This is a genomic window from Microbacterium sp. MTN4-26, assembly GCF_042846595.1.
Taxonomy (GTDB): Bacteria; Actinomycetota; Actinomycetes; order Actinomycetales; family Microbacteriaceae; genus Microbacterium; species Microbacterium luteum.
On record NZ_BTGO01000008.1, the window covers coordinates 144,698 to 167,412 of the forward strand.

The window sequence follows — 22,715 nt, forward strand, 5'->3', positions numbered from 1 at the left end:
GCCCGGATCCGGTGCCGAGACGCACGAGGAGCTATGAACGATTTCGCATCAACGCCCCAGCTTGTTCTGCTTCCCGCGGTGGACGTCGCCGGGGGAAAGGCCGTTCGACTCACGCAGGGTGAGGCCGGTTCGGAGACGAACTACGGCGACCCCGTCGACGCCGCGACCGACTGGGCGCGCCAGGGGGCGCAGTGGATCCATCTCGTCGACCTGGATGCGGCCTTCGGCCGGGGCAGCAATGCCGGCATCATGCGCAAGGTGATCAAGTCGGTGCGCGGTGTTCAGGTCGAGCTGTCCGGCGGCATCCGCGACGATGCCTCGCTGGAGGCGGCTCTCGAAAGCGGCGCCTCGCGCGTGAACCTCGGGACCGCCGCGCTGGAGAACCCCGAGTGGGCGGCTGACGTGATCGGCCGCTACGGCGACCTCATCGCCGTCGGCCTGGATGTGCGTGGTACGACGCTCGCCGCGCGGGGCTGGACCCGCGAAGGCGGTGACCTGTGGACGGTGCTCGATCGCCTCGAGTCAGCCGGATGCAGTCGCTACGTCGTGACGGACGTCACGAAGGACGGCACCCTGCAGGGCCCGAACACCGAGCTGCTTCGCGAAATGGTGACGCGCACCCCGAAGCCCGTCGTGGCGTCGGGAGGCATCTCGAGCCTCGACGACATCGCCGCTCTCCGAGAGCTCGTGCCCCTCGGCGTCGAGGGTGCGATCGTCGGCAAGGCCCTCTATGCGGGGAACTTCACCCTCGCTGAGGCGCTGGATGTCGCCGGGCGCTGATCCCGCGCAGCCCGACGGCGGCTCGGACTCGGCGGGAGTCCCGTGGGAGGGACGCCGCTTCTCCGACAATCCCCACGCCGCTGACGACGGCCGTGCTGATCCTGCTCTCGAGCGGGCGCTGCGGGACTTCCGGGCGGGCGAAGGCTCCGAGGTGCAGGTCGTCGACGCGTACCGGAGAGCCCGTCTGCTGATCCCCCTCATCGCGCAGAAGGGCGACGGTGACGGCGACGCGGTCGGTGCACACGGACTCGCGGTCGACAAGACGCAGGAGCTGTCGATCGTCACGGTCGCCGCACCGGACGGGCGACACGTGCTTCCGGTCTTCACGTCGGTCGACACCATGCGGGTGTGGGATGCGCAGGCGCGTCCGGTGCCCGCGGAGGGCATCAGGACCGCACTGGCGGCATCGGCGGACGACACCGACCTCATCGTCATCGATCCCGGCTCGGAGACCGAGTTCGTCATCCGTCGTCCGGCGGTCTGGGCGATCGCCCAGTCGCAGCAGTGGGAGCCGAGTCATCGCTCGCCCGAGGTGGCGGCCGGACTCAACGAGAGCGTCGGCGGGGAGCTGGCCATCATCGACCTCGCACTCGAACCCGGCGACCCCGAGGCACGTGGACGGGGGCCCGAGCTGATCGTGCGCCTGCACGTGGCTGCCGGACTCGATCAGTCGCAGCTCGATGCCGTCCTCGCACGCCTGGCGAGACGATGGGCCGCGGATGACCGCGTCGCCGTGCTGGTGGACTCGCTCGCCGTGAAGCTCGTGCGCTCGGAGCCGCTCAGCTGACCGGTCCGGTCCATTTCTCGCCCGGCCCCTTGCCGATGGGGTCGGGAATCGTCGATGCCTCGCGGAAGGCGAGTTGCACCGAGCGCAGTCCGTCGCGGAGGGACCGCGCGTGCATGTCGCTGATCTCGGGGGCGCCGGCGGTGATGAGCCCGGCGAGGGCGTTGATGAGCTTGCGGGCCTCGTCCAGATCCTTCTGCGTGTCGGGGTCGTCGGCGAGTCCGACCTTCACGGCGGCCGCGCTCATCAGATGCACCGCGGCGGTGGTGATCACCTCGACCGCGGGGACATCCGCGATGTCGCGGGTCGCCGACTCGGCGGCGGCTTCCTGAGAGGCCCACCGAGCGTGACGTTCGTCTTCTGCGTGGCCGTGGTCGGGGGGAATCGTGGACACGTGGTGCTTTCTGGTAGACTTCAGCGGGCTTCAGAGCACTGTGCTCTGGAACGAAAGAGGATCACATCCCACCCGCGCTTGCCGCTCCAGGCTACCGGGTCCACGCACTCCGCTCCGGCGACACCATGTCGGAGTCGACCCGGAGACATGCATGTCGGCCGAGGTACGGGTGCGCGATGTCGGCGTTCGGACGCCGCGTCGGGTGGAATGGGGACTCTTCCGCCCGCGACATACCGTGTCGCGGTGGCCACCACCCGCACGAAGAGGAGTTCCGCATCAGCGATCCCCGCACCAACGAGCGCATCCGCGTGCCTGAGGTCCGTCTCGTCGGCCCCAACGGCGAGCAGGTCGGCGTCGTCCGCATCGAGGTTGCGCAGCGTCTGGCTCAGGAGGCGGATCTCGACCTGGTCGAGGTCGCGCCCAACTCCAAGCCGCCCGTGGTCAAGATCATGGACTACGGCAAGTTCAAGTACGAGGCTGCGCAGAAGGCCAAGGAGGCGCGTCGCAATCAGGCGAACACGGTCCTCAAGGAGGTCCGGTTCCGACTGAAGATCGAGGCGCACGACTACATCACCAAGCTCAAGCGCGCCGAGGGCTTCCTCCAGGCCGGTGACAAGGTGAAGGCCATGATCCTGTTCCGCGGGCGCGAGCAGTCGCGTCCGGAGCAGGGCGTGCGACTGCTCCGCAAGTTCGCCGAAGACGTCGCCGAGTTCGGCACCGTCGAGGTCAACCCGACGCAGGACGGCCGCAACATGACGATGGTGATCGCCCCGCACAAGAACAAGTCCGAGGCGAAGGCGGAGCAGAACGCTCAGCGCGCCGCGAACAAGGAAGCCTCGCGCGCATCGCGCACCAGCGCCGACGGCGACACCGCCCCGGCGCAGTAACGCTGCCCAGACTCCCGCTCCGTCGGGACCCCGTTCCCGCCCGAGCGGGAAGAGACACGAAGGAAGAAACATGCCGAAGCAGAAGACCCACTCGGGTGCCAAGAAGCGCTTCAAGATCACCGGCAGCGGCAAGCTCAAGAAGCAGCAGGCCGGAATGCGCCACAACCTCGAGGGAAAGTCGAGCCGTCGCACCCGCCGTCTGAACCAGGACCAGGTGCTGTCGACGGCCGACACCAAGCAGGCCAAGAAGCTTCTCGGTCGCTGACGCGGCCCGTGCACGAATAGGAACGAAACGAAATGGCTAGAGTCAAGCGGGCCGTCAACGCCCACAAGAAGCGTCGCGTCATCCTCGAGCGCGCCTCCGGTTACCGGGGTCAGCGCTCGCGTCTGTACCGCAAGGCGAAGGAGCAGGTCACCCACTCGCTCGTCTACGCGTACCGCGACCGTCGCAAGCGCAAGGGCGACTTCCGTCGTCTGTGGATCCAGCGCATCAACGCAGCCAGCCGTCAGCACGGCATGACCTACAACCGCTTCATCCAGGGTCTCGGCCTCGCGGGTGTGCAGGTCGACCGTCGCATGCTGGCCGAGCTCGCCGTGAACGAGCCGACCGCGTTCGCGTCGCTCGTCGAGACCGCCAAGAAGGCGCTGCCCGAGAACGTCAACGCCAAGAAGACGGCGTAAGGCTCTCTATCTCGAAAGGGCGTCCTCCCCCGGGAGGGCGCCCTTTCGGCATCCCGTGCCCCGCCCCGCGCGGCCGCATCGTCGGAGATTCAGCCCGATGTCGGATGATCGCGTCGGAATCCTCCGACATCGACACGATTCTCCGACATCGGGCGGGCAGGTGGATGCGGGGCGCCGCGGGGCGCCGCCCCTAGACTGGTCGCGTGCTCGAGAACCCCCGGTCGCCGCGCGTGCGCGCCGTGGCGAAGCTCACCAAGCGCAGCGCACGCAAAGAGACGGGGCTCTATCTCCTCGAGGGTCCGCAGGCCGCACGGGAGGCGCTCGCCTTCCAACCCGGAACGGTCGTCGAACTGTTCGCGACACCGGCCGCATTGGAGAAGCACACCGACATCCGCGATGCGGCCGCGTCCGCCGGAATCGAGCCGGTCTACACGACCGAGCCCGTGCTCGACGCGATGGCCGACACGGTGACACCCCAGGGGATCGTCGCGGTCGCGCGGCAGGCTCCCACGCCGGTCCGTGAGATCTTCGCCGGCTCGCCTCGGCTGGTGGCGGTGTGCGAAGAGGTGCGCGACCCTGGCAATCTCGGCACGATCATCCGTGCCGCCGACGCGGTCGGCGCCGACGCCGTCATCCTCACCGGCAACACCGTCGATCCTTACCACCCGAAGGTGGTGCGTTCGACGACCGGTTCGCTGTTCCACCTCCCGATCGCCATCGGCACCGACCTCGAGACCGTCGTCGGGCTCGCTCACGCCGCCGGCGTGCGGGTGGTCGCCGCCGACGTCGGAGGAGAGGACTTCCTCGCTCGACGTGAGATCCTCGCCGAACCGACCGCCTGGGTCTTCGGCAACGAGGCGCGGGGCCTTCATGACGAGGCCGTCTCGCTGGTCGACATGTCGATGCGGCTGCCGATCTACGGACGCGCCGAGTCGCTCAATCTGGCTACCGCTGCCAGCGTCTGCCTCTACGAAACGGCGTTCGCGCAGCGCGCCGATTGAGCCATCTGACCAGCGCGGGTCGATTACAGCTCGGTTAAGGTCGCGCGTCACCCCTGGAGCGGGGGTGCGCCCGGGGCTATGTTCAGGCCATGACGACATCCGATGCCTCACCGGCGGCCCGAACGTCGAACATCACCGTGCGACGCGGTGAGCCGCTCGTCGTCATCGACCACGTCGACAAGCACTTCGGCGACCTCCATGTGCTGCGCGACATCAACACCGTGGTCAACCGCGGCGAGGTCGTGGTCGTGATCGGGCCCAGCGGGTCCGGGAAGTCAACGCTGTGTCGCGCCGTCAACCGTCTCGAGACGATCGATTCGGGCACCATCACCATCGACGGCGTACCGCTGCCCGAAGAGGGGCGCGCGCTCGCGAAGCTGCGTGCCGACGTCGGCATGGTGTTCCAGTCGTTCAATCTCTTCGCCCACAAGACGGTGCTCGAGAACGTCACTCTCGGTCCGATGCGCGTGCGGGGCCTCAAGAAGAAGGATGCCGAGAAGAAGGCGATGGAGCTCCTGGATCGCGTGGGTGTCGCCAATCAGGCGGCCAAGATGCCCAGTCAGCTCTCGGGTGGCCAGCAGCAGCGTGTCGCCATCGCCCGTTCGCTGGCGATGAATCCCAAGCTCATCCTCCTCGACGAACCCACCAGCGCACTCGACCCTGAGATGATCAACGAGGTCCTCGACGTCATGGTCGGTCTCGCCCAGGAGGGCATGACCATGATCGTCGTCACACACGAGATGGGATTCGCACGCAAGGCCGCAGACCGCGTGCTGTTCATGGCCGATGGAGCCATCGTCGAAGAAGCCGCACCCGAGCAGTTCTTCACGAACCCGCAGAGCGAGAGGGCCAAGGACTTCCTGTCCAAGATCCTCGAGCACTGAAAGGACCGCTCCGCGACGCGGGGCGGGAATCGAGAAGAGGTCGCTTCGGCGACCGCACACAGCAAAGGACGAGACATGAAGCGAGCGAGACTCCCGCTCATCGCGCTGGCCGCCGCCGGCGCCTTGGCGCTGACGGCCTGCGGTGGCGGGGACACCGCCGGTGACGATGCCGCTCCCGAGCCGGCCGAAGACGTCACCTTCGACGAGGGCACGACGATGGCGGCGCTCAACGAGGCCGGCACCATCACGATCGGCACGAAGTTCGACCAGCCGCTGTTCGGCCTGGTCGGTCCCAGCGGCGAACCCGAGGGCTTCGACGTCGAGATCGGCAAGATCATCGCCGCCCAGCTGGGCATCGCCGAAGAAGACATCGAGTGGGTCGAGACCGTGTCGGCAAACCGTGAGCCGTTCATCGAGAACGGCCAGGTCGACATCGTGGTCGCGACGTACACGATCAACGACGCCCGCAAGGAGGTCGTCTCTTTCGCCGGGCCCTACTACATGGCCGGGCAGTCCATCCTCGTTCTCGCCGACAACGAGGACATCACCAGCGAAGAGGACCTCGTCGGGCAGCCGGTGTGCTCGGTGACGGGGTCGACTCCGGCGGCCATGCTGGAGGAGATCGGTGCGGAGCCGGTCCTCACGGACACCTACTCGAACTGCCTGGAGCCCCTGCGGAACGGTCAGGTCGTCGCGGTGTCGACCGACAACGTCATCCTGGCCGGCCTCGCCGCGCAGAACGAGGGCGAGTTCAAGGTCGTGGGCGAGCCGTTCACCGACGAGCCCTACGGCATCGGCCTGGCGCTGGATGACACGGACTTCCGCATGTGGATCAACGACGTGCTGGAGGAGTCGTACGCCGACGGCAGCTACGAGCAGGCGTGGAACGACACCGCCGGTGCCGTGCTGCCCTACGTCGAGCCGCCGACACCGGACCGCTACTGACCCGATGAGGGTGTCCCGCACTCGCCTGCGGGACACCCTCATCCCACCGATCGAGAGGAGGGCCGATGGAGCAGCTCTGGTCGCTCATGCCCGAGTTCTGGGAGGGATTCCGCGTCACCCTGCTGCTGCTGGTCGTCTCGGGTGTGCTGGCCCTCGTGCTCGGCACCGCGATCGCGGCGATGCGCATCTCGCCGGTTCCGGTGCTGCGCGGATTCGCCGCGGCGTGGACCGAGATCGCGCGAAACACCCCGCTGACGCTGGTGTTCTTCTTCACGGCCTTCGTCATGCCGATGCTCGGCGTGCGTGCCCCCTACGTGCTGCTCGCCTTCGTCGCGCTCACCTACTACACGTCGCCCTTCGTGGCTGAAGCCCTTCGCTCGGGCATCAACGGCGTGCCCGTCGGTCAGGCCGAGGCGGCGCGCAGCATCGGGCTCGGATTCCGGCAGACGGTCTCGCTCGTGGTGCTTCCGCAGGCGTTCCGGATGACGGTGCCGCCGCTGATCAACGTCTTCATCGCCCTCACCAAGAACACCTCGGTGGCGGGCGGATTCTTCGTGGTGGAACTGTTCGCCACGACCCGGCAGCTCGCGAACGACAACGGCAACATCGTCATCCCGATCCTGCTGGTGGCCGCGGCCCTGTACCTCGTCATCACGGTGCCGCTCGGCTTCGCGGCCGGCCAGCTCGAGAAGCGATGGGTGGTGTCACGATGAGCGGATCGAGCGTCCTCTTCGACGCGCCGGGCCCGAAGGCTCGTCGCAACTCGCTGATCGCCTCCGTCGTCGCGGGGGCGGTGCTGATCGCGCTCGCCGTCTGGGTCTTCCTGATCCTCGCCGCGCCCCGTCAATCCGGCGGCATCACCCTTCCGGGCATGTTCGACGGGAGTCGATGGGACATCTTCACCGATCCCGAGGTGTGGCAGTTCATCGGGCGAGGGGTGCTGGCGACGCTGCAAGCCGCGGCGGTGGCGGCTGTCGGTGCCGTGGCCCTCGGAGTCGTCTTCTCGCTCCTGCGGAGCTCGGAGCACGCGTGGATCCGCGTGCCGACCGCGTGGCTGCTGGAGTTCTTCCGCGGCATGCCGGTGCTGCTGATGATGCTGTTCATCCTCCTCGTCGCATCCACCGGTGCGTTCTGGGCGGTCGTGATCGCCCTGATCATCTACAACGGCACCCTCATCGGCGAGGCGCTGCGAGCGGGACTCGCCGCGCTGCCACGCGGTCAGCGTGAGGCGGCGCTCTCCGTCGGCATGCGCTACTTCCAATCGAAGATGCTCGTGGAGTTCCCGCAGGCGTTCCGGCAGATGCTCCCGATCATCGTGGCGCAACTGGTCGTGCTGCTGAAGGACACGTCTCTCGGATACATCGTGGGATACAACGAGCTCATCCGCACCACGATGAACAATCTGGGCAGCTTCTACGGCAATCGGTACATGTTCTCGCTGTTCGTGGTGACCCTCGTGCTCTACCTGGCCATCAACCTGAGCCTGTCGTGGTTCGCGCGATGGCTGTCGCGGCGCACGGCGTCCGGGGGCGGCAGGGCGCGGAAGGGAGCATCCACGCCGGAGGATCCCGATCAGGCACTCCTGGTCGCCGAGGCCAACGCCAAGGCGCGGTTGTCGGAGTCGCAGACGCCGAAGTGAATGCGTCGCGTATGCGAAGGGTCCTGCGGGTCGGGGGTGAGGCGCCACGTCGGTAGACTCGTCTCTCGTGTCCGACGAGGTTGCCCCCGAGATCACCCCCGAGGCGGTGGAGGCCGCGGTGACCGCCGCGCTGTCCGCCATCGCCGAGGCTCCCGACTCCGCAGAGCTGAAGGCGGTGCGCGCCGCGCACGCGGGCGAAGGCTCGCCCCTGGCGCGGCTGAACGCACGAATGCGCGATGTGCCCAAGGACAAGAAGGCGGAGTTCGGCAAGCTCGTCGGTCAGGCTCGCGGACAGGTCTCGCAGGCGCTCGCCGCACGAGAGACCGAGATCGTCGAAGCCGAGACCGCGGCGCGCCTGGAGGCCGAGCGCGTCGACATCACGGCCCTCGCGCATCGCGCGCGCATCGGCGCGCGCCATCCGCTGACCCTGCTCCAGGAGGAGATCTCCGACATCTTCGTGGGCATGGGGTGGGAGATCGCCGAAGGACCCGAGCTCGAGCACGAGTGGTTCAACTTCGACGCGCTGAACATCGCACCGGATCACCCGTCGCGGCAGATGCAGGACTCCTTCTACGTCGACCCCCTCGAGCGGCACCTCGTGATGCGAACCCACACCAGCCCGGTGCAGATGCGGTCGATGCTCGAACGCGACATCCCGATCTACGTGCTCTCCCCGGGGCGCGTCTACCGTGCCGACGAGTTCGATGCCACGCACCTTCCCGTCTTCTCGCAGTTCGAGGGACTGGTCATCGACCGCGGCATCACGATGGCGCACCTCAAGGGAACGCTCGACCACATCGCACGCGTGCTGTTCGGCAGTGAGGCCAAGACGCGCATGCGCGCCAACTACTTCCCGTTCACCGAACCGTCCGCCGAGTTCGACCTCTGGCACCCGACCTTCACCGGCGGCGCCCGATGGATCGAATGGGGGGGATGCGGAATGGTCAACCCGAACGTGCTGCGTGCGGCCGGGATCGACCCGGAGGAGTACTCGGGCTTCGCCTTCGGCATGGGCTTCGAGCGGACCCTCATGTTCCGCAGCGACGTGAAGGACATGCGCGACATGGCCGAGGGCGATGTGCGCTTCAGCGAGCAGTTCGGAATGGTGGTCTGATGCGCGTCCCCCTGTCATGGCTGCGTGAGTACGTCGACGTCGCCGCCGAGTCCACGCCCGAGGACGTTCTCGCGGCTCTGGTCGCCGTCGGGTTCGAGGAGGAGGACGTGCATCGGTTCGAGCTCTCCGGACCCATCGTCGTCGGCGAGGTGCTGGAGTTCGTCGAGGAGCCGCAGAAGAACGGCAAGACCATCCGCTGGTGCCAGGTCGACGTCGGCGACGGCGTGCGCGGGATCGTGTGCGGTGCGGGCAACTTCTTCGCCGGTGACAAGGTCGTCGTGACCCTCCCCGGATCCGTCCTGCCTGGCCCCTTCCCGATCGCCGCGCGCAAGACCTACGGTCACGTGTCGGACGGCATGATCGCGTCGGCGAAGGAGCTCGGCCTCGGCGAGGAGAGCGACGGCATCCTGCGCCTGGTCGAGATCGGCATCGACGCGCCCGCAGGCACCGACGCGATCGGTCTGCTCGGCCTCGACGACGTCGCCGTGGAGATCAACGTCACCCCCGACCGCGGCTACGCGCTGTCCCTTCGCGGCGTGGCGCGGGAGTATTCGCACGCGACCGGCGCGGTGTTCCGCGACCCGGCGGCACGCGATGCCGCCGACGTGCGCATCGATCGACACGAGTTCTCCGTGGCCGTCGACGACCGCGCACCGATCCGGGGGCGCGTGGGAGCGACGGAATTCGTCGCTCGTGTGGTGCGCGACGTCGACCCCACCAAGCCCACCCCGTCGTGGATGATCGCCCGTCTGACGCTTGCGGGAGTGCGTTCGCTCGGCATCCTCATCGACATCACCAACTACGTGATGCTGGAGCTCGGCACGCCGATCCACGGCTACGACCTCGATGCGCTCACCGGCGGCATCACCGTGCGCCGTGCGACAGCGGGGGAGAAGCTGCAGACCCTCGACGGCAAGCTGCGTGACCTCGATGTCGAGGACCTCCTCATCACCGATGAGTCCGGACCCATCGGCCTCGCCGGCGTCATGGGCGGCGGGACGACGGAGATGGGTGCGTCGACGCGCAACGTTCTCGTCGAGGCCGCCGTGTTCGAGCCGATCACGATCGCGCGGACGGCGCGACGGCACAAGCTTCCCAGCGAGGCGTCGCGTCGCTTCGAGCGCGGCGTCGACCCCGGCCTGCCCTATGTGGCAGCCCAGCGGGTGGTGGACCTCATGGTCGAACTCGCGGGCGGAACCGACGAGCGCGTGGGCGGGGCGGTCGGCTCGGACCCGGTCCGCACCTCCATCGACCTGCCGAGCGGCTTCGTCGCGGGCCTCATCGGGGTCGAGTACTCGGACGACGAGATCGTCGCCTCGCTGGAGATGATCGGATGCGCCGTCGCCGCCACCGAGCAGGGGTGGACCGTCGTCGCGCCCACGTGGCGTCCCGACCTCACCGACACCTGGACGCTCGCCGAGGAGGTCGCGCGGATCACCGGGTACGACCGGATCCCGTCGGAGGTGCCGGTGCCGCCGTCCGGCCGGGGCCTCACGGGGGCGCAGCGCGGTCGTCGCCGCGTCTCGAACGCGCTCGCCGCGGCCGGCTACGTCGAGACGCCCTCCTTCCCCTTCACCACAGAGGAGCAGAACGACCTGCACGGCTCGGCGAGCGGTGAGCACCTGCCCAGCATCCGCCTGGCGAATCCGCTGGACGGTCAGGCGCCGTTCCTGCGACGTTCGCTCGTTCCGGGCCTCGTGCAGGTCGCGCACCGGAACGTGTCGCGCGGACTCACCGACCTCGCGCTCTACGAGTCCGGGACCGTCTTCCTCCCTCGTTCCGGGGTGGTCTACGGCACGCCGCACGTTCCGCCTCCCGCGGTGCGTCCGTCGGCGGCGACCCTCGCGGAACTCGATGACGCGATCCCGCCGCAGCGCCGTCACGTCGCGGTGCTGCTCACCGGCTCTCTGATCGCCAAGCAGCCGGGGGAGCCGGCACGTGCCGCTGACCTCGCCGACGCCCTCGACGCCGTGCGAACGGTAGGGCTGGCGGCCGGTGTCGACATCCGCGTGACGCAGGGAACGCGCGCGGCGTTGCATCCCGGACGCACCGGAACGCTCGACGTGCGAGGGGAGACCGTCGGCTATGTCGGCGAGCTGCTGCCGGACGTCGCCGCAGCCGCGGATCTGCCCGGCCGTGTGGTGGTCGCCGAGGTCGACCTCGACCTCGTGCTCGAACTCGCGGGCGATCGTGTGGTCGTCGGGTCGCTGTCGACGTATCCCGCTGCCACGCAGGATGTCTCCCTCGTCGTCTCCGCCGATGTGCCGGCGGCGGATGTGGCCTCGGCGCTGAGGGAAGGGGCAGGGGAGCTTCTCGAGCACCTCCACCTCGTCGACGACTACCGGGGCGCGGGAATCGAGCACGGACGCAAGAGCCTGACCTTCGCGATGCGCTTCCGGGCGGCCGACCGCACCCTGACGGCGGCGGAGGCGACCGAGGCGAAGCTCGCCGGAGTGACGATGGCAGGCCGCCGTCACGGCGCCGTCATCCGCGACTGAGTCCGCATGCCGCCGCGGCGACACGATTTGCGGGTCGCGCGAGGCTGCGACTATCGTCAGCCCCATGCTTCCGGCAGCCTCGGTCCCGACGGCGCCCCTCACGGGCCCGGTGCTCGTCGCGGGCACCGCGTCGCACCGACGCCACCTCGGTTCGCTCCGTCGCGGCCGCCGACTCTAGGCGACCCCGCACGCGGTCCGGTTGGGCCGGCGGGTGTCGCCGCCTTCAGGCTCCGACTCCTTCGAAACTAAGGTGGAACGCATGACCTATTCGGTCGCCGTCTCCGGCGCATCCGGCTATGCCGGCGGTGAGATCCTCCGGCTCCTGGCCGCCCATCCCGACGTGGAGATCCGCACCGTGACGGCGCATTCGACCGCGGGGCAGCCTCTGGTCCAGCACCAGCCGCACCTGCGCTCGCTGGCGCATCTGACGATCCAGCAGACGACCCCCGAGGTGCTCGCCGGGCATGACGTCGTCGTCCTGGCATTGCCCCATGGGCAGTCGGGACAGTACACGGATGCGCTCGCGGAGACGCCGCTGGTGATCGACGCGGGCGCTGACCATCGACTCGCCTCGAGGGATGCGTGGAACGCCTTCTACGGGGGCGATTTCCATGAGCCGTGGACCTATGGCGTGCCGGAGCTGATCGTCGACGGCGGAAAGCAGCGCGACCGGCTCGTCGACGCGACCCGCATCGCCGCACCCGGCTGCAACGCGTCGACCGTGAGCCTGAGCCTCGCGCCGGGTGTCGCGGCCGGGGTCATCGATCCGTCCGACATCGTGAGCGTGCTCGCCGTCGGACCGTCGGGAGCGGGCAAGGCGATGAAGACGAATCTGCTGGCGGCGGAGATCCTGGGCACGGCGAACCCGTATGCCGTCGGCGGCACGCACCGCCACATCCCGGAGATCCGGCAGGCGCTGACCGCGGCGATGTCGGAGAATCGCGCTGATGTCGGAGGGATCGCGCCGAATTCTCCGACATCGGGCTCGATCTCCGACGATCGCGCCGTCGGCATCTCCTTCACGCCCGTCCTCGTGCCGATGGCGCGCGGGATCCTCGCCACCTCGACGGCGCCGATCGCGCCGGGCGTGACGGATGCGCGGATCCGCGACGCGTGGGAAGAGGCCTACGCGGACGAGACCTTCGTCCAGCTGCTGCCCGCCGGCTCCTTCCCCCGCACGGCCGATGTCATCGGCGCGAACACGGCGCTGATCGGCCTCGCGGTCGATCGCGCGGCCAACCGCGTGGTGGTCATCACCGCGGTGGACAACCTCGTCAAGGGCACCGCCGGTGCCGCTGTCCAGTCCATGAACATCGCGCTCGGACTCCCCGAGGACCGAGCCCTCACCGTGAACGGAGTGGCACCGTGAGCGTCACCGCCCCCCAGGGATTCGAAGCGGCCGGCGTCGCGGTCGGTCTGAAGTCCACCGGCAAGCCGGACGTCGCGGTGGTCGTCAATCGTGGCCCGCTCACCGCGGGCGCGGCCGTCTTCACGTCCAATCGCGCGAAGGCCAACCCGATCCTGTGGTCCGAGCAGGTCGTGAAGGACGGGGCGATCGCGGCGATCGTTCTCAACTCCGGCGGGGCGAACTGCTTCACCGGCAGCTTCGGGTTCCAGACCACGCATCAGACCGCCGAGAAGGCCGCGGAACTGCTCGAGATCGGCGCCGGCGACGTGGTGGTGTGCTCGACCGGGCTAATCGGCACCGGCGACGCCGTCTTCCGCGGCAAAGTGCTCGAAGGGACCGAGAAGGCGATCGCCGCGCTGTCCACAGACGGCGGAGAAGACGCCGCGCTTGCGATCATGACGACGGACTCGCGGGCGAAGCGGTCGGTCCGCTCCGTCGACGGCTGGACGATCGGTGCCATGGCGAAAGGGGCGGGGATGCTCGCACCGGGCCTGGCGACGATGCTCGTCGTCGTGACGACCGACGCCATCGTGACCCCGGCCGAGGCGGATGCGCACCTGCGCGCGGCCACCCGAGTGAGCTTCGATCGGCTCGATTCCGACGGCTGCATGTCCACCAACGACCAGGTGACCCTCATGGCGAGCGGCGCATCCGGGATCACGCCGGAGCCCGATGCGTTCCGCGCCGCGCTCATCGACGTGTGCACCGACCTCGCGATCCAGCTGCAGTCCGATGCGGAGGGGGCGAGCCACGACATCACGATCGAGGTCGTCGGTGCCGTCTCCGAAGACGACGCCGTCGAGGTGGGTCGCTCGGTCGCTCGCAACAACCTGTTCAAGGCCGCCGTCTTCGGCAAGGACCCGAACTGGGGGCGCGTGCTCGCCGCGATCGGCACCACCGATGCCGCGTTCGACCCCTACGACGTGGACGTGTCGATGAACGGTGTGCGCGTATGCACCTCCGGCGGCCCCGACCGGCCGCGTGAAGACGTCGACCTGTCGCCGCGCGCCACCCATGTCCTGATCGATCTGAAGGTCGGCGACGCCTTCGCGACGATCTACACCAACGACCTCACCCACGATTACGTCCACGAGAACAGCGCGTACTCCTCATGACCGACATCCAGGACACCGACCCGACCGCTGCCAGCGCGCGCGTGGAGGCGATGATCGAGTCGCTGCCGTGGCTGCAGCGCTTCCGCGACCAGACGGTGGTCATCAAGTACGGCGGGAATGCCATGGTCTCCGACGAGTTGCAGGAGGCCTTCGCCGCCGACGTCGCCTATCTGCGCTACGTCGGCGTGAAGCCGGTGATCGTGCACGGCGGAGGCCCGCAGATCTCCTCGATGCTCGACCGCCTCGCGATCCCGAGCGAGTTCAAGGGCGGCTATCGCGTCACGACGACCGAAGCGATCTCGGTGGTGCGGATGGTGCTGACCGGCCAGATCAACCCTCAGCTGGTGGCCAAGATCAACGCCCACGGGCCCCTCGCCACCGGCCTGTCCGGAGAGGACGCGGGCCTGTTCACCGGGCGACGTCGCGGCGTGATGCTCGACGGGGTGGAACACGACCTCGGGCGCGTCGGCGACGTGGTGAGCGTGGACCCGCAGCCGGTGCTCGACCAGCTCGAGGCCGGCCGGATCCCGGTGGTCTCGAGCATCGCCCCGGACAGCGACAACCCCGGGCATTCGCTCAACGTCAATGCGGATGCGGCAGCGTCCGCCCTCGCCGTGGCGCTCGGGGCGGCGAAGCTGGTCGTGCTCACCGATGTCGCCGGGCTCTACGCCGACTGGCCGAACCGCGACTCCCTCGTGTCGCACCTGACCTCGACCGAGCTCACCGAACTGCTGCCCACCCTCGAGTCGGGGATGATCCCGAAGATGACGGCGTGTCTGCACGCAGTGCAGGGCGGCGTCGAGACGGCGGCGATCATCGACGGCCGGGTGCCGCATTCGGTGCTGGTGGAGATCTTCACGAACAAGGGAATCGGAACCGAGGTGGTGGACGGATGACCGGGACGGCGACGTGGCGGGATGACGCGGGACGCGATCTGATCCGGAACGCGGGAGATCGCTTCGCGCTCTTCGTCCGAGGGGAGGGGGCGTACGTCTGGGACGAGCACGGTACGCGATATCTCGACTTCCTGGCGGGGATCGCCGTCAACTCCCTCGGGCACGCGCATCCCGTCTTCGTGGATGCCGTCGCCACTCAGGCGGCGACGCTCGCTCATGTGTCGAATTACTTCGCCACGCCGCCTCAGCTCGCCCTGGCCGCCAAGCTCAAGGATCTCGCGGGGACCGGGCCGAGCGGACGCGTCTACTTCGCCAATTCCGGTGCGGAGGCGAACGAGGCCGCCTTCAAGCTGGCGCGGCTCCACGGTGCGGCGCGAGATGGACGTCCCGCACGGCTGCGCATCCTCACCCTGGAGAACGCCTTCCACGGGCGCACGATGGGAACGCTCGCGCTCACCGGGAAGCCCGCGATGCAGGAGCCGTTCCTGCCCATGGTGGCGGGCGTCGAGCACATCGCCCCGACGATCGAAGCGCTCGAGCATGCGATGGGTGACGACGTCGCGGCGCTCGTGGTGGAGCCGATCCAGGGCGAGGCGGGTGTCGTCGACCTGCCGGAGGGATATCTGGCGGCCGCACGCGAGCTCACGGCTCGCCACGGTGCTCTTCTCATCGTCGATGAGATCCAGACCGGTGCCGGCCGCACGGGGGAGTGGTTCGGCTACCAGCATGCCGGGATCACCCCCGACGCGATCACCGTCGCGAAGGGGATCGGAGGCGGCTTCCCGATCGGCGCTCTGGTGACCTTCGGCGACAGCAGCGAGCTCTTCTACCCGGGAACCCACGGGTCGACCTTCGGTGGCAACGCCCTCGGGACCGCGGTCTCCCTCGCGGTGCTGTGCGAGATCGAGCGGGCCGACCTGGTCGAGAACGCCGCGACGCGCGGCACGCAGCTGCGCGAGCGGATCTCCGCCATCGGCTCGCCCCTCGTCGCGGGAACGCGTGGCCGCGGACTCCTGATCGGGGTCGCCCTGAAGCATCCGGTCGCCGGTGCCGTCGTCGCCGCGGCGCAGGAGCACGGCCTGATCGTGAACGCGGCGAACCCGTCGACCGTTCGCGTCGCACCGCCGCTGAACATCGGCGACGTCGAGATCGATGACTTCATCGGACTGTTCGCCCGCGCCCTCGCCACGGTGGAGACGTCCGTTCTGCTGGACGCCGATGAATCGGCCACGACGGAGGTACCCGCATGACCCGCCACCTGCTGCGCGACGACGACCTGACCACGGACGAGCAGACCGAGATCCTCGACCTCGCCGTCGCGTTGAAGAAGGACCGCTGGAAGCTCAAGCCCCTCGAAGGTCCGCAGACGGTCGCGGTCATCTTCGACAAGTCGTCCACGCGCACCAGGGTCTCGTTCGCGGTGGGAATAGCCGACCTCGGCGGCTCGCCCCTGATCATCTCGACCGCAAGCAGCCAGCTCGGCGGCAAGGAGACTCCCGCCGACACGGCCCGGGTGCTCGAGCGACAGGTGGCCGCCATCGTCTGGCGCACGTACGCCCAGGCGGGACTTGAGCAGATGGCCGCGGGAACCCGGGTGCCGGTCGTCAATGCGCTCAGCGACGACTTCCACCCGTGTCAGCTGCTCGCCGATCTGCTGACGATCCGCGAGCACAAGGGAGATCTCGACGGTCTCACGCTCGCCTTCTTCGGAGACGGTCGCAGCAACATGGCGCACTCGTATGTGCTCGCGGGCGTCACCGCCGGCATGCACGTGCGCGTCGCATCCCCGGAGCACTACGCCCCGCGCGACGATGTGATCGCCGACGCCGATCGTCGCGCCGCGGAGACCGGTGGTTCGGTGACGCTGTACACCGACGCGAACGAGGCCGCGGCCGGTGCCGACGTCGTCGTGACCGACACCTGGGTGTCGATGGGCAAGGAGGAGGAGAAGCTCGCGCGTCTGCACGATCTGGGCGAGTACAAGGTCACCACCGAACTCATGCGCCTCGCGAAGGACGATGCGATCTTCATCCACTGTCTTCCCGCCGATCGCGGATACGAGGTCGACGCCGAGGTGATCGACGGCCCCCAGAGCGTCGTATGGGACGAGGCGGAGAATCGCCTGCACGCGCAGAAGGCCCTGCTGGTCTGGCTTCTGCGTCAGGGCTGACGGGGCGGGATGGAGGACAGGTGACCGATCCGGCATCGGATGCGACCGGAGCGGTTCGTCCGCGCCTGTCGCGCAACGGGATCCAGCTGAACGGTGCGGGCCGCATCGCCGGCCTCGACTTCGCCCGCGGGCTGGCGATCATCGGGATGCTGGCGGCGCACCTGCTCTGGCTGGGGGACGACGTGGTCCTCGCCGATCCGTCGACCTGGTCGAACATCGCAGCCGGACGGTCATCGATTCTCTTCGCGACGCTTGCCGGCGTGTCGCTCGGCCTCATGACGGGAGGGCGTCATCCGGCCCGCGGCGCAGCCATGGGTGTTGCACGACGCCGGATCGCGCTGCGTGCAGCGCTGCTGTGGGTGCTCGGGGTTCTCCTGATCGGAACCGGCGTGCCCGTCTACGTCATCCTCCCGGCATATGCGGTGCTGTTCCTGCTCGCGCTGCCCGCTCTCACCCTGTCCGCCCGCGTCGTGCTCGTCCTGGCAGCCGTGCTCGCCGTGGTGATGCCGTTCGCACAGGTCCTGCTGGATGCCCTCCCGTTCTGGGGCACGCCGATCGGCGAATCCGCCGCGCTCATGATCGGATGGCAGTATCCGTTCCCCGTGTGGATGGCCTTCGTGCTGGCTGGCCTCGGCATCGCGCGCGCGGGTCTGCAGCGCAGGAGCGTCCAGGTCGGCGCTGTGCTCGCCGGCGGAGCTCTCGCTGCCCTCGGCTACGGGCTGAATGCTGCGAGCGGGCTCGCCGCGGCCGACGAGTGGACCTCCTTCGGCGGCGCGGTGTGGACTGCTCGACCGCATTCGAGCGGGCTGCTGGAGGTCATCGGTTCCGGAGGTTTCGCGCTCGCCGTCATCGGCGGGTGCGTGCTGGTGTGCGGTCCCTGGTGGCGGGGGAGCGTGATGAGCCCGGCGGGGTGGATCGTCCTGCCCGTGCGCGCCGTCGGAGCGATGCCGCTGAGTGCGTACACCGCGCAGCTCGTGATCTGGGCGATCGCAGCGGCGGTGATCCTGGGGGATCCGTCCGACCTTCAGGGCTTCCGCGACCTCGACCCGTTCTGGCCGATCACGGCGGTCCTGATCGTCGCCGCGACCGTCTGGGCGCTGACGATCGGACGCGGACCGCTGGAGGCGGCGACCGACCGGGTCACGCGAGTGCTCGTGCCCGGTCGTGCGGACACGGCGGCGGAGACCCGTCTCGGACCTCGCTAGGCTGACACGGTGAGTGAGAGCAAGACCGAAGGCACGAACGAGGGCGCCCTCTGGGGAGCACGCTTCGCGACGGGTCCGTCGCCCGAGCTGGAGGCCTTGAGCCGTTCCACCCACTTCGACTGGGCGATGGCGCCGTATGACCTCGCCGGTTCCCATGCCCACGCCAAGGCGCTCGCCGCTGCGGGGTATCTCACGGCGGACGAGGAAGTTGCGATGCACGCGGGGTTGGATGCTCTCGCTCGACGTGTGGCCGACGGCACGTTGCTTCCGGCTCCGCACGACGAAGATGTGCACGGCGCCCTCGAAGCGGCGCTGATCGCGGAGGTCGGTGCTCACCTCGGCGGGAAGCTCCGTGCCGGTCGCAGTCGCAACGACCAGATCGCCACCCTCGTGCGGCTTTACCTGCTGGATCACTCACGCACGATCGCGCGCGACATCCTCCGTGTCATCGATGCGCTCACTTCGCAGGCCGAGGCGCACCCGGATGCCATCATGCCCGGGCGAACACACCTTCAGCACGCGCAGCCGGTCCTGCTGGCGCATCACCTCCAGGCGCACGCCTGGCCTCTCGTGCGCGATCTTGAGCGCCTGCGCGACTGGTCCGTCCGCGCCTCCGTCTCGCCGTACGGGGGCGGCGCGCTCGCCGGATCGACGCTCGGGCTCGACCCGCAGCTCGTCGCCGACGAACTCGGCCTGGCGCGCCCGGCGGAGAACTCCCTCGACGGCACGTCGTCCCGTGACGTCGTGGCGGAATTCGCTTTCATCGCGGCGATGATCGGCGTCGATCTGTCGAGGCTGTCGGAGGAGATCATCCTCTGGAACACCCGCGAGTTCGGATTCGTGACGCTCGACGACGGATACTCGACCGGGTCGAGCATCATGCCCCAGAAGAAGAACCCCGACATCGCCGAGTTGGCCCGCGGCAAGTCTGGGCGCCTGATCGGCAATCTGACCGGCCTGCTCGCGACCCTCAAGGGGCTGCCGATCGCGTACAACCGCGACCTTCAGGAAGACAAGGAGCCCGTCTTCGACTCGGTCGCCACCCTCGAGCTCGTCCTGCCGGCTTTCGCGGGCATGGTCGCCACGCTGCGCTTCGATACGTCGCGGATGGCCGAACTGGCCCCTGCCGGCTTCTCGCTGGCCACCGACGTCGCGGAATGGCTCGTCAAGCAGGGGGTGCCCTTCCGCGAGGCGCATGAGATCTCGGGCAGCCTCGTGCGTGCGTGCGAGGATCGTGAGATCGAGCTGCACGAGGCCTCGGACGAGGTGCTGGCCGCCGTCTCGCCCCATCTGACGCCGGAGGTTCGCGACGTGCTGACGGTCGAGGGTTCGGTCGGCAGCCGCCTCGGGGTCGGCGGCACGGCGCCGGTGCGGGTCGCTGAGCAGCGCGTGGAACTCATCGAGCGTTCGCAGACCGCGGCTCACGCCCTGGGAATCTGACCCGCGCGGCGCGGCCTACCAGATCGCGAGGCGCACGGTGGCCGCGACGGCGCTCGCCCACACGAGGCTCGCGAGCGTTCCGATGATGAACCGTTCCCGCGCCTCCGCAGACGCGAGTTCCGAGAAGCGTCCGATGCCCTTGAGGGCGACGACGACGGCGAGACCTTCCGGAAAGCCGACGAGAATCGTGAGTGTCGTCGCGACGCGCTCCAGATACCCGATCGTCGTCCCCCCGAGGAGCACCTCGCGGACCGCGGCGGCGTCATCCTCCCGTGCGGAACGCAGAAGGATTCCGCCGTGCTCGCCGTCGCGGACGGTGCCCTTGGTGGCGAGACGGAGCACCTCGCGAGTCAGCGGATTTCCTCCGACGACGGCGACCGACGCGCCGAGGAGAGCGAGGGGCAGCGCGATCGGGAGCGGCACGTCGGTCGGGACGACGACGACGGTGATGAGCATCGCCGCGACGATGGCCGCGGCGATCATGACGAACACCGCCGACGAGCGACGCGTCGTCACGATCACGGCGATGAGCGCCATCGCCATGCCGAGCAGGAGGCCCGCCGATACGGTAGCGGTCGCAAGCGACTCCGGCAGCATCATGGCGTCAGTCTGTCATGCGGGCTCGTCCTCGGCGCTGCTGTCGGCGCGTTCCAACACGTGGACGAGTGCGGGGACAGCGGCTTCTTCGAGGCGGAGCGCAGCGGCCTTCGCCCGCAGGCTCACTGCTCCGGCGCTGATGCCCAGCCGCTCGGCGGCCTCGCGCTGGGTGAGTCCCTCGGCGAGCAGGTCGTAGACCTCCCATCCCTCGTCGCTGCGCCGGTCCCGCACGTCGACGAGGAGGTGCACGAGGGCCTCGCCGTCCTGGGCAGCGGCGCCGCCGGAGACCGCACACCGCAGGGCCGTGGTCTTGGCGCGGTCGACCGCGTCACGAGCGGCGATGAACGCCGCTCCCCGGCCGGCACGCACGCTGCGGGGGAGCGGCGCCTCCACCGCGCCGACGCCGACGCCGACGCTCCAGGCTCCGCTCCTCGTGCTCGTCAGGAGAACACGAAGCGCCAGCGCCGCGTCGGTCGTCGCCATCTGCATCTCGTCACCCGCGGTACGTTCGGGTCTCGCCGCCCAGCCGTCGCCCCCGAGTTCGGTGAGGTCGTCGAGGGCGGCGGGCACGAGATCAGCGCCGCGGCGGCTGTCTCGCTGGTCGATCGTCAGGACGAACATGCGAAGCAGTTTAGCTAAAAAGCATAATCAAGATCATATATAGTCTATAAGCTAAAGAGTCCCGGACGTGAGTCTGGAGCCGATACGCTCGCTGATAGCCTTTCACGGTGTCTGAAACCGTTGTGAAAGCGGTGACCCCCACGAACGACCCGACGTTCGAGAACGTCTGGGACGAACTGGTGTGGCGGGGTCTCGTGCAGGTGTCCACCGATCAGGATGCGCTTCGCGCGCTGCTCGCCGGGGATCCGATCACGTACTACTGCGGCTTCGACCCGACTGCTCCGAGCCTCCATCTCGGTCATCTCGTGCAGCTGCTGACCATGCGCCGTCTTCAGTTGGCCGGCCACCGTCCCCTCGGCCTCGTCGGTGGCTCGACCGGGCTCATCGGAGACCCTCGTCCCACCGCGGAGCGCACGCTCAACACGCGCGAGACCGTCGCGGAGTGGGTCGAGAGGCTTCGGGCACAGGTCGAGCGCTACCTGAGCTTCGAGGGTGCGAATGCCGCGCGCATGGTGAACAATCTCGACTGGACGGCCCCGCTGTCAGCCATCGACTTCCTGCGCGAGATCGGCAAGCACTACCGCGTCGGCACGATGATCAAGAAGGATGCGGTGAGCGCGCGTCTGAACTCCGACGCCGGCATCAGCTACACCGAGTTCAGCTACCAGATCCTGCAGGGGCTGGACTTCCTCGAGCTCTACCGCCAGTACGGCTGCCTGCTGCAGACCGGGGGCAGTGACCAGTGGGGCAATCTCACCAGCGGCACCGACCTGGTCCATCGCGTCGAGGGCGTCTCCGTGCACGCGATCGGAACGCCGTTGATCACGAACAGCGACGGGACGAAGTTCGGCAAGAGCGAGGGCAACGCGATCTGGATCGACGCAGAACTCACGAGCCCGTACGCCTTCTACCAGTTCTGGCTCAATACCGATGACCGTGATGTGATCGAACGTCTGAAGGTCTTCACGTTCCTCACCCGCGCAGAGATCGCACAGTACGAGGAGCTCGTCGAGAAGGAGCCGTTCCGCCGTGCCGCACAGCGCCGACTCGCACTCGAGGTTTCTGCGCTCGTGCACGGTGTCGAGACCACGGATGCGGTGGTCGCTGCGTCGGACGCGCTCTTCGGCAAGGGGGATCTGACGGCACTCGACCCCGTAGCCCTGCGTCAGGCTCTTCGGGAGTTGCCGCACGCGTCGGTCGAGCCCGGCAGCCCCGTCGTCGACGCGCTGGTCGCGACCGGACTGGTCTCCAGCCTGTCGGAGGCGCGTCGCGCCATCGCCCAGGGCGGTGTTGCGATGAACGGCGTCAAGGTGGCCGACGATTCAGCCGGTGTCTCCGGCGATCTGCCGGGCGGGCTGGCGGTGCTGCGTCGCGGCAAGAAGACGCTCGCGGGTCTCTTCATCGAGGCCTGAACGCTCACGACACGCCCGGGGTGTGGTGTGGTTTTGCGTGGGGGTGGGTGGGGACGTAGTGTTCTTGTTGTTCGCCCCAAAGGGGAGAGCGGAGCGGCCGGAAGGCCCCGCCCCCTCAAGCAGCGAACCGCCCCAACTCCTCACGGTTGAAGCACTTCGGTATGAAGCGTTAGGATTGGGGGTCTCGCCCTTCGGGCACTGAATCTTCCTGGGTCTTTCGGATCTGTTGTGTGGGTTTGGGTGC

At 68.6% G+C, this 22,715-nt stretch carries 23 protein-coding genes; 20 read left to right on the forward strand and 3 right to left on the reverse strand.

Annotated features, from left to right (window positions below):
* Positions 1-33 precede the first annotated feature (33 nt).
* Together priA and ACGG9C_RS08975 are read left to right on the forward strand one after the other, a co-directional pair.
* Positions 34-780 carry a bifunctional 1-(5-phosphoribosyl)-5-((5-phosphoribosylamino)methylideneamino)imidazole-4-carboxamide isomerase/phosphoribosylanthranilate isomerase PriA gene (priA, locus tag ACGG9C_RS08970; RefSeq protein WP_194383365.1) on the forward strand — a complete coding sequence of 249 codons (747 nt, stop codon included), beginning with the start codon at positions 34-36 and terminating at the stop codon, positions 778-780.
* Positions 764-1,567, forward strand: a complete 804-nt coding sequence (locus ACGG9C_RS08975) for an SseB family protein (RefSeq protein WP_194383364.1) — start codon at positions 764-766, stop codon at positions 1,565-1,567. Before priA ends, ACGG9C_RS08975 begins: the two co-directional genes overlap by 17 nt.
* Here the strand turns inward: ACGG9C_RS08975 and ACGG9C_RS08980 are convergent.
* The gene (locus ACGG9C_RS08980; RefSeq protein WP_194383363.1) at positions 1,560-1,958 is read right to left on the reverse strand and encodes a DUF1844 domain-containing protein; all 399 of its coding nucleotides are present in this window, start codon (positions 1,956-1,958) and stop codon (positions 1,560-1,562) included. The two genes, ACGG9C_RS08975 and ACGG9C_RS08980, sit on opposite strands and share 8 nt — an antisense overlap.
* 308 nt (positions 1,959-2,266) lie before the next feature.
* Between ACGG9C_RS08980 and infC the strand changes: the two genes are divergently transcribed.
* The 17 genes from infC (at position 2,267) to argH (ending at position 19,841) form a co-directional block, all read left to right on the forward strand.
* Entirely contained in the window at positions 2,267-2,845 is a 579-nt protein-coding gene (infC, locus tag ACGG9C_RS08985; protein ID WP_237673305.1) for a translation initiation factor IF-3, read from the forward strand.
* A 70-nt stretch (positions 2,846-2,915) separates the two neighbouring features.
* Positions 2,916-3,110 carry a 50S ribosomal protein L35 gene (gene rpmI / locus ACGG9C_RS08990; protein WP_194383362.1) on the forward strand — a complete coding sequence of 65 codons (195 nt, stop codon included), beginning with the start codon at positions 2,916-2,918 and terminating at the stop codon, positions 3,108-3,110.
* A 32-nt stretch (positions 3,111-3,142) separates the two neighbouring features.
* On the forward strand, positions 3,143-3,526 hold the full coding sequence (gene rplT, locus ACGG9C_RS08995; RefSeq protein WP_071045733.1) for a 50S ribosomal protein L20: 384 nt from the start codon (positions 3,143-3,145) through the stop codon (positions 3,524-3,526).
* Positions 3,527-3,729: 203 nt separating this feature from the next.
* A complete protein-coding gene (locus ACGG9C_RS09000; protein WP_194383361.1) occupies positions 3,730-4,527 on the forward strand; it encodes an RNA methyltransferase in 798 nt (265 codons plus the stop codon).
* Between the two features lie 89 nt (positions 4,528-4,616).
* Entirely contained in the window at positions 4,617-5,411 is a 795-nt protein-coding gene (locus tag ACGG9C_RS09005; protein WP_194383360.1) for an amino acid ABC transporter ATP-binding protein, read from the forward strand.
* Between the two features lie 75 nt (positions 5,412-5,486).
* On the forward strand, positions 5,487-6,356 hold the full coding sequence (locus ACGG9C_RS09010) for a glutamate ABC transporter substrate-binding protein (protein WP_194383359.1): 870 nt from the start codon (positions 5,487-5,489) through the stop codon (positions 6,354-6,356).
* 65 nt (positions 6,357-6,421) lie between these two features.
* The gene (locus ACGG9C_RS09015) at positions 6,422-7,069 is read left to right on the forward strand and encodes an amino acid ABC transporter permease (protein WP_071046073.1); all 648 of its coding nucleotides are present in this window, start codon (positions 6,422-6,424) and stop codon (positions 7,067-7,069) included.
* Positions 7,066-7,995: an amino acid ABC transporter permease gene (locus ACGG9C_RS09020; RefSeq protein WP_194383358.1), complete on the forward strand. Its 930-nt coding sequence runs from the start codon at positions 7,066-7,068 to the stop codon at positions 7,993-7,995. The genes ACGG9C_RS09015 and ACGG9C_RS09020 overlap by 4 nt, the downstream gene beginning before the upstream one ends.
* A gap of 67 nt (positions 7,996-8,062) precedes the next feature.
* The gene (pheS, locus tag ACGG9C_RS09025) at positions 8,063-9,109 is read left to right on the forward strand and encodes a phenylalanine--tRNA ligase subunit alpha (protein ID WP_194383357.1); all 1,047 of its coding nucleotides are present in this window, start codon (positions 8,063-8,065) and stop codon (positions 9,107-9,109) included.
* Complete coding sequence (pheT, locus tag ACGG9C_RS09030) at positions 9,109-11,607, forward strand: phenylalanine--tRNA ligase subunit beta (protein WP_390178581.1); 2,499 nt, start codon at positions 9,109-9,111, stop codon at positions 11,605-11,607. Before pheS ends, pheT begins: the two co-directional genes overlap by 1 nt.
* A 259-nt stretch (positions 11,608-11,866) precedes the next feature.
* Positions 11,867-12,976 carry an N-acetyl-gamma-glutamyl-phosphate reductase gene (gene argC / locus ACGG9C_RS09035; RefSeq protein ID WP_194383355.1) on the forward strand — a complete coding sequence of 370 codons (1,110 nt, stop codon included), beginning with the start codon at positions 11,867-11,869 and terminating at the stop codon, positions 12,974-12,976.
* Complete coding sequence (gene argJ, locus ACGG9C_RS09040) at positions 12,973-14,130, forward strand: bifunctional glutamate N-acetyltransferase/amino-acid acetyltransferase ArgJ (protein WP_194383354.1); 1,158 nt, start codon at positions 12,973-12,975, stop codon at positions 14,128-14,130. The genes argC and argJ overlap by 4 nt, the downstream gene beginning before the upstream one ends.
* Positions 14,127-15,026: an acetylglutamate kinase gene (gene argB, locus ACGG9C_RS09045; protein ID WP_071046088.1), complete on the forward strand. Its 900-nt coding sequence runs from the start codon at positions 14,127-14,129 to the stop codon at positions 15,024-15,026. Before argJ ends, argB begins: the two co-directional genes overlap by 4 nt.
* Positions 15,023-16,276: an acetylornithine transaminase gene (locus ACGG9C_RS09050; RefSeq protein ID WP_194383353.1), complete on the forward strand. Its 1,254-nt coding sequence runs from the start codon at positions 15,023-15,025 to the stop codon at positions 16,274-16,276. Before argB ends, ACGG9C_RS09050 begins: the two co-directional genes overlap by 4 nt.
* Positions 16,273-17,196: an ornithine carbamoyltransferase gene (gene argF / locus ACGG9C_RS09055; RefSeq protein ID WP_390178582.1), complete on the forward strand. Its 924-nt coding sequence runs from the start codon at positions 16,273-16,275 to the stop codon at positions 17,194-17,196. The genes ACGG9C_RS09050 and argF overlap by 4 nt, the downstream gene beginning before the upstream one ends.
* A 20-nt stretch (positions 17,197-17,216) precedes the next feature.
* Positions 17,217-18,401: a heparan-alpha-glucosaminide N-acetyltransferase domain-containing protein gene (locus tag ACGG9C_RS09060; protein ID WP_194383351.1), complete on the forward strand. Its 1,185-nt coding sequence runs from the start codon at positions 17,217-17,219 to the stop codon at positions 18,399-18,401.
* Between the two features lie 9 nt (positions 18,402-18,410).
* Positions 18,411-19,841, forward strand: a complete 1,431-nt coding sequence (gene argH / locus ACGG9C_RS09065; RefSeq protein ID WP_194383350.1) for an argininosuccinate lyase — start codon at positions 18,411-18,413, stop codon at positions 19,839-19,841.
* A 15-nt stretch (positions 19,842-19,856) separates the two neighbouring features.
* On the opposite strand, the gene ACGG9C_RS09070 is transcribed toward argH, so the two are convergent.
* Positions 19,857-20,441 carry a hypothetical protein gene (locus tag ACGG9C_RS09070; protein WP_286721178.1) on the reverse strand — a complete coding sequence of 195 codons (585 nt, stop codon included), beginning with the start codon at positions 20,439-20,441 and terminating at the stop codon, positions 19,857-19,859.
* A gap of 12 nt (positions 20,442-20,453) precedes the next feature.
* On the reverse strand, positions 20,454-21,059 hold the full coding sequence (locus ACGG9C_RS09075; RefSeq protein WP_390178583.1) for a DNA-binding protein: 606 nt from the start codon (positions 21,057-21,059) through the stop codon (positions 20,454-20,456).
* A 107-nt stretch (positions 21,060-21,166) separates the two neighbouring features.
* On the opposite strand from ACGG9C_RS09075, the gene tyrS reads away from it, so the two are divergent.
* Positions 21,167-22,471: a tyrosine--tRNA ligase gene (gene tyrS / locus ACGG9C_RS09080; protein ID WP_390178584.1), complete on the forward strand. Its 1,305-nt coding sequence runs from the start codon at positions 21,167-21,169 to the stop codon at positions 22,469-22,471.
* Positions 22,472-22,715: the final 244 nt, after the last annotated feature.

What these genes read in the sequence shown, in the direction of transcription:
- ACGG9C_RS09005 (WP_194383360.1), top strand. Translation starts at nt 4,617, where the DNA reads ATGACGACATCCGATGCCTCACCGGCGGCCCGAACGTCGAACATCACC.
- pheT (WP_390178581.1), top strand. Translation starts at nt 9,109, where the DNA reads ATGCGCGTCCCCCTGTCATGGCTGCGTGAGTACGTCGACGTCGCCGCC.
- ACGG9C_RS09050 (WP_194383353.1), top strand. Translation starts at nt 15,023, where the DNA reads ATGACCGGGACGGCGACGTGGCGGGATGACGCGGGACGCGATCTGATC.
- argC (WP_194383355.1), top strand. Translation starts at nt 11,867, where the DNA reads ATGACCTATTCGGTCGCCGTCTCCGGCGCATCCGGCTATGCCGGCGGT.
- ACGG9C_RS09015 (WP_071046073.1), top strand. Translation starts at nt 6,422, where the DNA reads ATGGAGCAGCTCTGGTCGCTCATGCCCGAGTTCTGGGAGGGATTCCGC.
- ACGG9C_RS09020 (WP_194383358.1), top strand. Translation starts at nt 7,066, where the DNA reads ATGAGCGGATCGAGCGTCCTCTTCGACGCGCCGGGCCCGAAGGCTCGT.
- priA (WP_194383365.1), top strand. Translation starts at nt 34, where the DNA reads ATGAACGATTTCGCATCAACGCCCCAGCTTGTTCTGCTTCCCGCGGTG.
- ACGG9C_RS09075 (WP_390178583.1), bottom strand. Translation starts at nt 21,059, where the DNA reads ATGTTCGTCCTGACGATCGACCAGCGAGACAGCCGCCGCGGCGCTGAT.
- ACGG9C_RS08975 (WP_194383364.1), top strand. Translation starts at nt 764, where the DNA reads ATGTCGCCGGGCGCTGATCCCGCGCAGCCCGACGGCGGCTCGGACTCG.
- rplT (WP_071045733.1), top strand. Translation starts at nt 3,143, where the DNA reads ATGGCTAGAGTCAAGCGGGCCGTCAACGCCCACAAGAAGCGTCGCGTC.
- ACGG9C_RS09070 (WP_286721178.1), bottom strand. Translation starts at nt 20,441, where the DNA reads ATGATGCTGCCGGAGTCGCTTGCGACCGCTACCGTATCGGCGGGCCTC.
- argF (WP_390178582.1), top strand. Translation starts at nt 16,273, where the DNA reads ATGACCCGCCACCTGCTGCGCGACGACGACCTGACCACGGACGAGCAG.
- ACGG9C_RS09010 (WP_194383359.1), top strand. Translation starts at nt 5,487, where the DNA reads ATGAAGCGAGCGAGACTCCCGCTCATCGCGCTGGCCGCCGCCGGCGCC.
- rpmI (WP_194383362.1), top strand. Translation starts at nt 2,916, where the DNA reads ATGCCGAAGCAGAAGACCCACTCGGGTGCCAAGAAGCGCTTCAAGATC.
- argB (WP_071046088.1), top strand. Translation starts at nt 14,127, where the DNA reads ATGACCGACATCCAGGACACCGACCCGACCGCTGCCAGCGCGCGCGTG.